The sequence below is a fragment of the Bacillus sp. AY3-1 genome, assembly GCF_008368785.1.
GTDB lineage: Bacteria > Bacillota > Bacilli > Bacillales > Bacillaceae_G > Bacillus_A > Bacillus_A wiedmannii.
The window spans coordinates 304401-317910 of record NZ_QORZ01000009.1 but is presented as its reverse complement, the minus strand read 5'-3'; the positions used below and the strand labels follow the sequence as shown (position 1 = coordinate 317910).

Here is a 13510-nt window from a genome sequence, read left to right as displayed (position 1 = left end):
ATTCGTGTTTAAGAAGATGACATATTGGATTGTAACAAGCTTTGAGAAAATGATCTTTGTAGCATTTTTGTGATAGGACCAACTTGACCATCTTGAATTGCAGTTCCATCAAGGTGAGTCATCGGCAAAATTTCAATCGTCGTTCCTGTAAAGAAACATTCATCCGCTTGATAAACATCGCGAATGCTAAACAGTTCTTCTTTTACCGGAATGCGAAGGGTTTTCGCTAAAGAAAGGACATACTGACGAATGATGCCATTTAAAATAAGGTGATTGGCTGGATGTGTGTAGAGAGTTCCGTTTTTTATGAGAAAGAAATTAGAACAGCTTCCCTCAGTTACAGTACCATTTCGTACGAAAAGAGCCTCTTTACAACCTTTACGTTCAGCTTTCGTAGCGGCTAATACATTAGGTAATAAATTTAATGATTTGATATCACAGCGTAGCCAGCGCGTATCTGGTTCTGATATAGCACGTACACCATATTCAATCCATAACGCTGGTCTTTCTTTCTTCGTAATATAGGCATAGATTGTCGGAGGGACGTCATATGAGAATGTGTGGGTACGAGCTTGTACACCGCGAGATACTTGCAAATAAATCGTTCCATCTTCGTAGAAATTATTACTTTCAATTAGTTTGTAAAGCAGGATAATAAGTTCTGCCTTTGAGAAAGGGAGTGATAATTCTATTTCTTCCATGGAGCGATATAATCTTGTGATATGTGGATCTAATAAGTGAAAGTTTCCTTTATATAGGCGAATAACTTCGTAGACACCATCTCCAAACTGCAAGCCTCTTTCTTCAAGTTCTATATACGTTTTTTGTTTCGTTGTATCAATAACTGCATCATTCCAAAGTACAAATCTTTCATATGCCAATTTCCGTCCCATCCTTTCGTAAGTGCATAAGTAAAGTGAAGCTTTCATTTGGAATAAAAATCACTATAGTAATTTTTATGTGAGTACTTCTTTACATATGACGTATATGTATTTGTAAATGGTAGAGAAGTAGTAGCGATTTACAGCATTTTGTATATACAAATTCGAAAATGAGAAATAAGAATCCTGCTTTTGAATAAAAAAAAGCAACATTCTGATGGAATGCTGCACAAGGAGGGTAGCTATCTTTCATAGGGACATCGTCTTATTGAATGTTTTGTGTATGGAAACAAAACATAGTGAAAGACAATTATAAGAAAGTAGAAATAAACGATTCATATATTTCTTTAAGGGATCTTATTACAGATGAGAGATAAGAAATATATAGAACCTTGCTTACATATTTTATTATAGAGATGTTTCATTAATTCTATGTGAATATTTGGTAAAGGTTATGTAATGTTAAAGTTAATGAATATAAGTGATTGTATGGAGAAATATAAAAAAAGAGGCTGAGATTACTCAGCGCTCTTCTTTTCTTCTTTAATAGCTGTCTTTACTTCACCAGTTTTGGTCTTATTACTTTCAGAGAAGCGAAGTAAGTCACCTTCAATGATTTTGTCAGACATGTTCAATTCATTTTGGGCACGATCAATGAGTGGTTGAGATTCTTCTTTTGGTAATTGTACAACTTCGCTAGTAGTACGGTCGTAGAATGTACTGTTCGTGTACATGTACTTATCTGTAACGAAGCTACCGTCACGAAGAACAACGAATCCTTTATTATCAGGTGAGAATACATCATGACCAAATTGAACTTGATTCGTAGAATCTACACCAAGTAAGTTTAGAATTGTTGGTTTAATGTCAATTTCACCAGTTGGTTTTGAAATTGTTTTACCTTCTTTTTGACCTGGAACGTGAATAAACATCGGTGTTTTTTGTAAGTTCATATGGTCAAATGCAGTGATTTCTTCTTTTCCTAAGAACTGTGCCATTGCACGGTTATGGTTTTCAGAAATACCATAGTGGTCACCGTAGAATACGATAACTGAGTTGTCGTAAATACCTTCTGCTTTTAGACGTTCAATAAAGTGTTTCATTGCTTCGTCTAAATAGCGAGCAGTTACCATGTAACGGTCAAATACGCCATCACCAGAATTGTATTCATCGATTAATTTCGTGCTGTCATCATAAGTGAATGGGTAATGATTTGTTAAAGTAAGGAAGCGAGTATAGAACGGTTGCTTCACTTCTTTTAACATATCGATAGATTGATCGAAGTATTCGATATCTTTTAATCCCCAATTTAATTTCGTTTCTGGCGTAATCTTGTAGTCAAGCTCGTTGTAGTAACGATCATAACCAAGTGCCGGATACATAATGTTACGGTTCCAGAATGTTGCGTTGTTCGCGTGGAATACCGATGTATGGTATCCTTGCTCACGTAAAATTTCTGGAGTTGCTGTATATTCGTTATTACCGTGTGTGAAGAATACAGCACCACGGTCTAGTGGATACATTGAAGTATCTACTAAGAATTCAGCATCAGATGTTTTTCCTTGCCCAGTTTGATGGAAGAAGTTATCAAAGTAATAACTTTCTTTCGTAAATTGGTTTAAGAATGGTGTAACTTCTTGTCCGTTAACTGTTGCACCAATTAAGAATGTTTGTAATGACTCAAGAGAGACAACAATTACGTTTTTCCCTTTTGCCGTACCAAACATATTTGGATCTGGTTTGCTTTGCGTTGTTTTTACGTAGTTCTCTGTTTCCTGTAATTTACTACCATCAGCAAAAGCTTTTTGTGAACTTGATTTTGCTTGTAAGCCAAGATCATACACTTGGTGTACATATAAACCTAAGTTTTTAACAAGCATAACGCGGTCGAATGAACGTGTTAATAGTTCAGGACGCTCAGCTTCTGCAAGTCCTAAGTTTGCGAAGAAAATAGCAACTGTTGACACGAAGTATAGGGAACGCATTGGGCGTGCTACACGTTCTGTCGGTGCAAAATTCTTCATCTTCTTCAATAAAATGAAGAATACAATAATATCAGCAAATGCAAGGATAATTTTGTAGTTAAACAATTCTTTCACACTAGAACCTAAACTTCCAAAGTTAGATGTTTGTCCTAGTACTGGTAAAGTAACGAAGTCATTGTAGAATCCGTAGAACATTACGTTACCAACAAGAACGATTGTTAAAATAAAATTAATTCCAAGTGCTATATAGTTACGTTTTTTCCCTTTTGCAAATAATGCAAGACCAACAAGCAGTAATGATGCTGCTAATGGGCTAAGGAATAAAATGAATTCTTGCATGAAAGATTCAAGTTTTAAATCAAAGCTTGTGCGTGTAATAAGATACGTCTTCAGCCATAAAGCTAAAGCTACGAATACAGTGAAACGCACATTTTGAAATTGTGATTTCAAGGTTTCTTTCATTCATTTCCACCCTTTCTCTATCAGGCTTGGTCGATTTTGGAGCGAAAAATGCTAAAATAAAAAATACATAGTTTTCTTGGCCATAATTAGAGGTTCTATATTCACCCATATACGACTATAACTATGCATACCCTTTTGGTTTCTTGTGCTGCTCATAAGCATAACGTCATTTCTGTATTATACAACAAAATTCATTTCTGAGAAACACTATAACATTTTACATATTTTGTATAAGATTTGTCACTACCAGAGAAAACTTTAACATTCGTTTATATGTCCGTCAACTAGAAAATATAACAAAGGTAGAGCAGAATGTTAAGTGAAAGTGAAAATTTTCTTGTTGAGAAATAAGAAATGACAATGGGTGAGTGGTTATCTAGAAACCTATTATATGAAGGGAAGTATGTAAAAATTAACGAACACTTGTTCTTTTTTCGTTTGTTTGTTACAATGAAAGTTCATTGATAGATTATGTGTAATTTTGATGAACTTTTACTGATAACATATTGTAGCTTATTTCTTTAAAAAAATAGGGAGGCTTTTACATGGAACAAAAATTTTCAGTTGAAGCGTTTTGGAAGAAAGCAAAACATGTTGCAAAGCAAGCGGGACAGTCGGTCATTTATGCAAGTTTATTATTGTTTTATGTTTTGCAAAGACCTGATGTTCCAAAGCGAGTGAAAATTATTGTGATTGGAGCACTTGCTTATTTTATTGCACCAATTGATGCCATCCCAGATTTCATTGCTGGAGTTGGTTATACAGATGATTTAGGGGCGTTAATGGCTGCTCTATTACAAGCGTCGTTATACGTCAATGAAGAGGTGAAAGATAAGGCACGAGTGAAGTTGGCAGAATGGTTTGGTTCGGATATAGACACATCCTTTATCGATCAGAAATTAGATTAATAGGTGAGAACTGTCATATGGTGACAGGGCGAACGTAAGCGAGGAAGTGCATTATGCCATCAGGAAGAACGCATACGAAAATAAACTTAATATCCCTTCCGGTTGTTTTGTTTATGCTCTTTTCGTATGGATTAACAAACTTGGATTTTTTATTAACTTTTGCAATTGGCTTTTTAGTAGGTACTTCATTTTTAACGCCGGATTTAGATACATATAGTAATGCGTATAATAAATGGGGGTTCCTACGTATATTTTGGTATCCGTATAAGAAGGTCATGCCGCATCGATCCTTCTTTACACATACAATTATACTTGGTGATGTGATTCGTATTGCATACATGTTAATTGTGTTTTCTCCGTTTTTATTCCTATTAAATGTAATCGCGCTTGATGGGAATTTAATAGAAATTGCGAAGGAACATGAAGTTGAAATTGTAACGTTCATAATGGGAATTATTGTAGCAAGCACGCTTCACATTATAGCGGATAAAGTGAATACGCGCCGCAAAAAAATGATGAGAAAAAAGAAGAAACGCAGAAGATAAAAAAACCGTCCCAAAAGGTATTTTGGGACGGTTTTTTTCTTATTAAAAGATTGTCGTATCGCCGATAAAATTTCATTTATTATGATGCGTACTGTTTTAATCAAACGTTTGTTTAAACTTAAGCTTTCAGTACTTTAATACCTTTTACGATGTTCCAAATAAAGTAGTATAAGCTAATGATTCCGCAAATACATAAGACAATCATTGTACCGATGCCCAGTGTTACATCCGGTTGATCAGATCCAAGACCCATAATTCCTAAAATAGTTACGCCAATGAATGTAGCGATACTTGGGATAATGTGTGTCCATAGAGCACGTTTTGCATGTGGTTTCGTTTCCGCATCGCCCACAATCCACACAATAATAGGGAATAAGATAGGGGCAAATAATACACTAAAGTATGATAAAGCTGCTAATATTTTGTTTCCGTTCATATATATCACCTCATAAATAATGTCCGTTGTTATACTATTATTATGCAATAGTTTTGGCAAGCTTTCTATCGATGAACATTACAAGAACATGACGATTTTGTAAGATTTTTTCGTTAAATAATAAAATTTTCAAAAAAATCTTTTTTAATGGAAATTGTTGTGATAAAATTAATGAAAACGTTTTCTTTGACGTTTTTTTATTTTTAGGCTGAAAGGTATGATGACCTGATAGTCTATTGATGAGGTTATTCTATTTAAAAGGGGATTCTTTAGGGGGAGAGAACAATGAACACATGGACACAAGTTTATGATCCGTTCGGAAACATTTGGATTTCGGCAGCGGTCGCACTTATTCCGATTATCTTTTTTTTCTTAGCTTTAGCAGTTTTCCGCATGAAGGGGTATGTGGCAGGATTTATTACAGTTGTACTGACAATTTTAGTGGCGTTATTCGCTTATAAGATGCCGTTCACGATGGCGATGGCAGCGACCGGATATGGTTTCTTATACGGACTATGGCCAATTGCTTGGATTATCATTATGTCGGTATTTTTATATAAAATATCTGTGAAAACAGGTCAATTCGATGTGATTCGTGCATCTGTATTATCCATTACAAATGACCATCGTTTACTCGTTATTTTAATCGGTTTTTCATTTGGAGCATTTTTGGAAGGGGCAGCAGGATTTGGTGCACCAGTAGCGATTACGGCCGCACTTCTTGCAGGTCTTGGGTTAAATCCTTTATATGCAGCGGGTCTTTGTTTAATCGCAAATACGGCACCCGTAGCGTTCGGAGCGATGGGAATTCCGATTACAGTTGCTGGACAAGTAACAGGTATTGATCCACATAAAATTGGACAAATGGCTGGACATCAATTACCGTTCTTATCATTATTTGTTCCATTCTTTATCGTATTTTTAATGGACGGGTTGAAAGGGGTAAGACAAACGTGGCCTGCTTTACTTGTAGCAGGTAGCTCATTTGCAATTACGCAGTTCATAACAGCGACATTCTTAGGACCAGAACTTCCGGATATTACGTCAGCACTAGTAAGTTTAGTGAGTTTATCGCTATTCTTAAAAGTTTGGCAGCCGAAAGAAATTTATCAGTCTAAACAAGCAAATAGTGAAGTAGCTGCGACAACGACGGCAATATCTATGCCGAAACTAACGGTAGGAAAAGTAGTAAAAGCATGGTCTCCATTCATTATTTTAACTGTGATGGTAGTCATTTGGAGCCAAAGTTTCTTTAAAGCGTTATTTGCTCCAGGCGGTGCTTTGGAAAGCCTTGTGTTTAAGTTTGAAGTTCCAGGCTTACACAATTTAGTAATGAAAGCAGAGCCAATTGTAAATAAACCGACGCCTTATGAAGCAATCTTGAAATTAGATATTTTATCAGCGACGGGAACAGCAATTTTAATTGCTTGTATCATTTCTATCTTTATTTTGAAAATGAGTGCAAAAGATGCAGTAGTGACATTTAAAGAAACGTTACATGAGCTTAAGATGCCAATTCTATCTATCGGATTCGTATTAGGATTCGCGTTTATCGCAAACTATTCTGGTCTATCTTCTACATTAGCATTAGCACTTGCAGGAACTGGCGGACTATTCCCGTTCTTCTCACCATTCCTAGGCTGGATCGGTGTGTTTTTAACAGGATCCGATACGTCAGCGAATGCACTGTTCTCGAATTTACAAGCGATTACAGCGCAGCAAGTCGGTGTATCTGAAGTACTTCTCGTTGCAGCAAATACAACGGGCGGTGTAACCGGAAAAATGATTTCTCCGCAATCGATTGCAATTGCTTGTGCGGCAGTTGGACTTGCTGGAAAAGAATCAGATTTATTCCGCTTTACAGTGAAGCATAGTTTATTCTTCGTAATTATTGTTGGTATTATGACGTATGTACAGGCATATTATTTAACGTGGATGATTCCATAAACAACAAAAGAAATAAACTTTGCATTTTTTAGATTATCGTGTATGATGGGAAAGTATTGAAAATTAAATCAGTGATAAACTAGGGGTGCCTAACGTATGCGTAGGCTGAGAGAGAAGCGTGTGAACTTCTTAACCCTTTGGACCTGATCTGGCTCGTACCAGCGTAGGGAAGTTAACGGCTTTACATAATGATGTCTTTATGAGCCAGGTCCTTATTTTTTTATGGACCTGGCTCTTTTTATTTTGGCATACGCTGGCCATATCTCGTCCTTGTCACGTACAGGGGGGCAACAAAGGTTATGAAACAGTCTGTTTCAGCTGAGCAAATTGAATTGAAATCGAGTTTACCAGGAAGTAAGAAAGTGTATGTGGATGGACCACGCGCGGGTATGAAAGTGCCGATGCGTGAGATTGAACAAAGCGAAACGAACGGTATTCCGAATCCGCCAATTCGTGTATATGATACGAGCGGTCCTTATACAGATCCTGCGTATAAAGTGGAACTGGAAAAGGGATTGCAGGCGCCGCGCCACTCTTGGATCCTGGAGCGCGGAGATGTAGAAGCATACGAAGGGCGCGAAGTAAAACCAGAGGATGACGGTGTGAAAGTGGCTTTGAAACATACGCCTGTTTTCCCGCAAATGGATCGTCAGCCGCTTAGAGCAAAGCAAGGGGCAAACGTTACGCAAATGCATTATGCGCGTAATGGCATCATTACGTCTGAGATGGAATATGTTGCGATTCGTGAAGGAGTAGAGCCTGAGTTTGTTCGTAAGGAAATCGCGGAAGGTCGTGCCATTTTACCAGCGAATATTAACCATCCGGAAGCAGAACCGATGATTATCGGCCGTAACTTTCACGTGAAGGTCAATGCAAATATCGGAAACTCTGCTGTATCTTCTTCTATTGCAGAAGAAGTAGAGAAGATGACGTGGGCAACGCGTTGGGGTGCGGATACGATTATGGATTTATCTACAGGTAAAAATATTCATACGACGCGTGAGTGGATTATTCGTAACGCGCCTGTACCAGTTGGAACTGTACCGATCTATCAAGCGCTGGAAAAAGTAAACGGAATTGCAGAAGATTTAACGTGGGAAGTGTATCGTGATACGTTAATTGAGCAGGCGGAGCAAGGTGTGGATTACTTTACGATTCACGCGGGCGTATTACTTCGTTACATTCCGATTACTGCAAAGCGTACGACAGGTATCGTTTCGCGTGGTGGTTCAATTATGGCACAGTGGTGTTTATTCCATCATAAAGAAAACTTCTTATACACTCATTTTGAAGAGATATGTGAAATTATGAAGCAGTATGATGTTTCGTTCTCTCTTGGAGATGGATTACGTCCAGGTTCGATTGCAGATGCAAATGACGAAGCACAGTTTTCTGAGCTTGAAACACTTGGTGAATTAACGAAGATTGCTTGGAAACATGATGTGCAAGTGATGATTGAAGGACCTGGGCATGTACCGATGCATTTAATTAAAGAGAATATGGAGAAAGAGCTTGATATTTGTCAGGGCGCGCCGTTCTATACACTTGGGCCGTTAACAACAGATATTGCACCAGGTTATGACCATATTACATCGGCAATTGGAGCGGCGATGATTGGCTGGTTTGGAACGGCGATGCTTTGTTATGTAACGCCGAAAGAACATTTAGGTTTACCGAATAAAGATGATGTTCGCACGGGGGTTATTACGTACAAAATTGCTGCACATGCAGCTGATCTTGCGAAAGGGCACAAAACGGCTCATCAGCGTGATGATGCACTTTCAAAAGCTCGCTTTGAATTCCGTTGGCGCGATCAATTTAATTTATCTTTAGACCCTGAACGTGCGATGGAATATCACGATGAAACATTGCCAGCAGAAGGCGCGAAAACGGCTCATTTCTGTTCCATGTGTGGACCGAAGTTTTGTAGTATGAGAATTTCACATGATATTCGTGAATATGCGAAAGACAATGATTTAGAAACGACAGAAGCAATTGAAAAAGGGATGAAAGAGAAAGCGAAAGAATTTAAAGACACTGGTAGTCATTTATACCAATAATACGTTACACCTCTTTACTTGATTGATCACACTGTAGTACCTAACTTAAATATAGAAGAAGCCCCCTTTGCTAAGACGGTAGCAAAGGGGGCTTCTATTTTCTATAAGGCGAAGAATAATTGTACCCAGTAGTATAAGAGGAATAATGTAACGGCTGTTGTGAGTGGGATTACGATGAGAGATACGCTTAAATAGTCTTTCCATTTCACTTTAATTTTGTTTTGTCTTAGGATATACATCCAAATGAGGGAAGCTAGCGTACCGATTGGTAATAATAGTGAACCGATGTCACTACCAATGATATTTGCGAGATAGATAGTTTTTAATGTGACTGGATCTAGGCCCATTTCTGTTAATGTAATGGTACCAATCATAAGTGCAGGGTGATTATTAAAGACGTTAGAGAGGATAGATACAAGTCCGCCCATTGCAAAGCTAGCATAGAGTAGATGCTGACTTACAACTGGTTCGAGCCAACTTACAAGCGCCGCTGTTAACCCTGCATTGTGAAGCCCGTAAATAATTACATACATAGAGAATGCGAAAATTAAAATGTGCCACGGTGTCTTTTTCAAAATATCGACTGGGTTTGTTCGTAAGTAGTACCATCTCCAGATGAGAAGAACGAGTGAACCGAGTACAGCAACAATTTCGATTGGAATCGATAAGAAGGATGCAACGAATAGAAGACAGCGCATAAGAAAGACGAAACCTAATACTTTTAACATGAATTTTGTACGTTTTTGTTTCGTATTAACAGATTTTGTTCCTTTAAGTGGATGGAAGTTTTTTGTGAAGAAAATCTCTTCAATGTCATAAGAAGAAACAGGTAATTTTTTCGGAAGCTTTTTCTTTAACACTGTATACATGAGCCATGACATAAATAATAAACCTAGTGTTGCAGGTACAAACATCATAGCAGTATGCATGTAAAGAGTCATATTCACGATATTTAATGCGATTAAGTTTACGATATTACTTACACCAATTGGTGCACTAGATGCAGTAGCGATTAAAGCACCACTTAATAAATAAGGAATTTGTTGATGTGGTTTTAATTGAAGGTTTTTTAGAAGAAGAATTAAAATTGGAGTTGTAATTAAAATACTACCGTCGTTATTAAATAAAAGGGTCATAAGAAAACATAATAATTGAATATACCAGTATAGACGGCGACCAGAGCCTTTTGCTAAATTTGCAAGTTTCGCTGCGGACCAGTGGAAGAAGCCGAAGCTTTCTAATATAACCGCCATAACGATAGTCGCTAATATTGTTATAGAGGCACCGCCAATTTTACTAATAATATCTATGACGTCTGGTCTTGATACAAGTCCAGTAATCAGGATAATGCCAGCGCCAATTGCTGCCGGCCAAGCCTCATTTAAGCCACGGGGTCGCCAAAAGATAACAATCATTGTTAAGAAGAATACAATAATAGTAATCCATATTTCAATGTTCATATTTTACCTACCTTTCTACTTTTCCTTAAACCAATGTAGCTTGTCTCAAGGTCTGTATTGGTAGTATATTCAGCAAAAAATAAGAAGAACTAGGCATATAATGGAATGAAGTGAATATGTGTTTTTCAAGCGAAAGGACAAGTGTCACGAATAGTGAAATAACTATTATGAGAGGAGTCTATAAATTAGGGTGGCAGTAAGATAGTAAATGAAATTTATATGGGCGATTATGGAGATATATTGGTGCAACTTAAAATATATCAGCGATTTTTAAAATATATCGACTTATCGACAAAACATGACAAAAGGAGTCTGTTCCAAAATGCCTTTTGGAACAGACTCCCCCGAATATATTATTTTTCCTTCAAAAAAGTTCGATCCTTCAAGAATAAATTCCAGAAGAAAATAAATCCTGGTAGTAAAATTGCGATCCCAATTGCGTATAGGATAAGCAATGCATAGAATGTTTCTGTCGTTGTAAAACTTGTAAATACAGTTACATCAGGATAAATAATATAAGGTAAATGCGCGACACCGTAAGCGTAACTTGCAAATGCATATTGAGCGACGACTGCTAAAACGGCAATGCGAGGGTATCCTAGTGTGCCATACTTCTTGTTTGTCCACCAAAGAGAAGAGTATCCGATAACGAATAAAACGATAGAAACTGTAAACCATGGGAATTGCTTTATTAGTCCTTGCATAAGCCAGTGTGTTTCCGGATCCATTACAACGAGGGCGATAATCGCCGTAACGAGTGTTGCAGGACCGAGGATGATGGCGTTTCTTCTATAAATTCTATACGAATCTTCTGAACCTTGCTCTCTCGCAAAATCAGCAAGAAAGAGAGAGGAGAGAAATAGTTCCGAAGTTAGCCCGAAGAGCATATAGCAGTAGATAACCGGGCTAGAAAGAAGTTTTCCATACAGGAGTACTTCTTTTCCTTCAGAGATTGTAATATAAGCCCCCTCTGTAACGGGTAAAACGGTAATTAATAAGGCTGGAATTAAGAGCCCAGTAATACCTGAAATCACCCGAAGGAGGAATTGATACTTTGGCAGAGAGTAAGCAAATACCATGAATGTACTGCGAATTGCAATGAGTATTAAAATTAACATAACTGGCACGAACATCACTGTCGCAAGGGTGAAAGCAGCTTTCGGAAAGAAACCGAGAAAAGCGACAACGACAAAAACGAGAAATGTATTTGTTACTTCCCAAGTTGGTGATAAGTATCGATTGGCAAGTTTGGCAGCGAGCGTTGGATGTTTTGCGTATACCATGCCCCAAAAACCTGCTCCAAAATCGATGGACCCTAATATACTGTATACGAAAATAAGAGCCCATAAGATGATGATTGCAATACTTTCCTCATGCACGAGAATCGCCTCCTTCGTGATGTAAATCATTTGTAAGCGGATGTTTCTTAAAGAATGTCCGTAGTACAAAAACTGTTAAAATGCCGAGTCCAATATATAAAATGATGAATAGAATAAATAAAGGACCGACAAAATCAGCGCGTGTAGAAGCGTCGACTGTCCGTTGCATACCATAAATGGTCCACGGTTGACGACCACTACAGCTGAAAATCCACCCAAATTCAATACCGAGCATCATAATTGGTCCACATGCTGCAGCTCCCCAAAGAAGCCACTTCGGTAATTCTGCACCTTTTTTTCGGTAAACAAAGTACCAATATAAGAGGGCGATTGATGCAACTGCAAAAGTAAAGGCAGCGGTGCCGACCATTAAGTTGAATAGTGTATGTGTGTAAAATGGTGGCCATGTTTCTTGTGGGAATTCCTTTAGTCCTTTTACGACGGTGCTAGGGTCGAGTCCCACTAGTAGGCTAAGCATGTTCGGAATTTCTAGTGCATAGTTTAGTTCAAGTGTGTTAGGGTCTACAACTCCGCCAATTGATAACGGTGCATGCGATGTCGTTTCAAATAAAGCTTCAGCAGATGCTAGTTTTTCAGGGGAATGCTTATGTAAGGCAATTGCCGATTCGTGTCCCGAAAGCCACATCGTAGCACCTGTAATAAATGTCACGACGAGTCCTAACAGTAGTCCCTTTTTGTGATAAGCAATTTCGCGTTTACTTAAATTTTTCTTTAATAATTTAAATCCAGCGATAGAGGCAATGACGGCAGCTCCAGTTGCATAGGCAGTAATAACAACATGAAATGCGCTTGTGCCAAAACTCGGATTAAAGAAAGCTTTCCATGGATCAACGTTAAAAACTGATCCATCTGGTCCCATTGAAAAGCCCGCGGGTGTATTCATCCATGTATTTGCTGATGTAATAAGCACGGCAGATGCCGTGGCACCAATCATGACGAAGAATAGCGAGATTAATCTCATGAATGGAGGTAGTTTGTCAGCTGCATATACATAAATAGACATGAACAACGCCTCTAAAAAGAAGGCGAAAATCTCAATTTGAAAGGGAACAGAAATAACCTGCCCAACAATTTTGGCAAAACCAGGCCAAAGAAGTGAAATTTGCACACCAACAATTGTTCCAGTTGGAATTGCTACACCGAGAAGGATGGCAAAAGCCTTCGTCCATCTTTTCGCCATAATGGCGTAATCGGAATCTTTCTTCCAGTGATAGAGTATTTCACTTATAAAAATCATCAATGAAAGTCCGACACCAAGTGTTGCAAAGATAATGTGAAATGCTAATGAAGAACCAAAAAATGCTCTTGCTAATGTTACCGTATCCATATGTAAACTCCTCTTCTTTTTGCCATTATTTTCTGATTGAATTGGAAGATTTATTCAGAAAAACTACCAAAAATATATATGTATTTAAAAAGTGGATAT

At 37.8% G+C, this 13510-nt stretch carries 10 protein-coding genes and 1 riboswitch; of the genes, 4 read left to right on the top strand and 6 right to left on the bottom strand.

Annotated elements, in window-relative coordinates; genetic code table 11:
- Positions 1-8: 8 nt before the first annotated feature.
- The gene (locus DN389_RS06940) at positions 9-893 is read right to left on the bottom strand and encodes a D-amino-acid transaminase (RefSeq protein WP_080377652.1); all 885 of its coding nucleotides are present in this window, start codon (positions 891-893) and stop codon (positions 9-11) included.
- Between the two features lie 506 nt (positions 894-1399).
- Positions 1400-3328 (bottom strand): LTA synthase family protein, encoded by a 1929-nt coding sequence (locus DN389_RS06935; RefSeq protein ID WP_088123760.1) that lies wholly within the window; start codon positions 3326-3328, stop codon positions 1400-1402.
- Positions 3329-3873: 545 nt separating this feature from the next.
- Between DN389_RS06935 and DN389_RS06925 the strand changes: the two genes are divergently transcribed.
- Complete coding sequence (locus DN389_RS06925) at positions 3874-4236, top strand: YkvA family protein (protein ID WP_149236947.1); 363 nt, start codon at positions 3874-3876, stop codon at positions 4234-4236.
- A gap of 53 nt (positions 4237-4289) precedes the next feature.
- A complete protein-coding gene (locus DN389_RS06920; protein WP_075309741.1) occupies positions 4290-4781 on the top strand; it encodes a metal-binding protein in 492 nt (163 codons plus the stop codon).
- 118 nt (positions 4782-4899) lie between these two features.
- Here DN389_RS06920 and DN389_RS06915 read toward each other — a convergent pair whose 3' ends face one another.
- Positions 4900-5217, bottom strand: a complete 318-nt coding sequence (locus DN389_RS06915; protein ID WP_001014100.1) for a magnetosome magnetite crystal formation protein family — start codon at positions 5215-5217, stop codon at positions 4900-4902.
- 285 nt (positions 5218-5502) lie between these two features.
- Here DN389_RS06915 and lldP point away from each other — a divergent pair, with 285 nt between their 5' ends.
- A complete protein-coding gene (lldP, locus tag DN389_RS06910; RefSeq protein ID WP_149236946.1) occupies positions 5503-7164 on the top strand; it encodes an L-lactate permease in 1662 nt (553 codons plus the stop codon).
- Between the two features lie 71 nt (positions 7165-7235).
- Positions 7236-7351: riboswitch (TPP riboswitch) on the top strand.
- A 112-nt stretch (positions 7352-7463) separates the two neighbouring features.
- Complete coding sequence (gene thiC, locus DN389_RS06905; RefSeq protein ID WP_046955552.1) at positions 7464-9224, top strand: phosphomethylpyrimidine synthase ThiC; 1761 nt, start codon at positions 7464-7466, stop codon at positions 9222-9224.
- Positions 9225-9325: 101 nt separating this feature from the next.
- Here the strand turns inward: thiC and DN389_RS06900 are convergent, their stop codons facing one another.
- The 3 genes from DN389_RS06900 to cydA form a co-directional block, all read right to left on the bottom strand.
- Positions 9326-10684, bottom strand: a complete 1359-nt coding sequence (locus DN389_RS06900) for an arsenic transporter (RefSeq protein WP_149236945.1) — start codon at positions 10682-10684, stop codon at positions 9326-9328.
- Between the two features lie 353 nt (positions 10685-11037).
- Positions 11038-12063: a cytochrome d ubiquinol oxidase subunit II gene (locus DN389_RS06895; protein WP_000544164.1), complete on the bottom strand. Its 1026-nt coding sequence runs from the start codon at positions 12061-12063 to the stop codon at positions 11038-11040.
- Entirely contained in the window at positions 12056-13411 is a 1356-nt protein-coding gene (gene cydA, locus DN389_RS06890) for a cytochrome ubiquinol oxidase subunit I (RefSeq protein WP_060488019.1), read from the bottom strand. The genes DN389_RS06895 and cydA overlap by 8 nt, the downstream gene beginning before the upstream one ends.
- Positions 13412-13510: the final 99 nt, after the last annotated feature.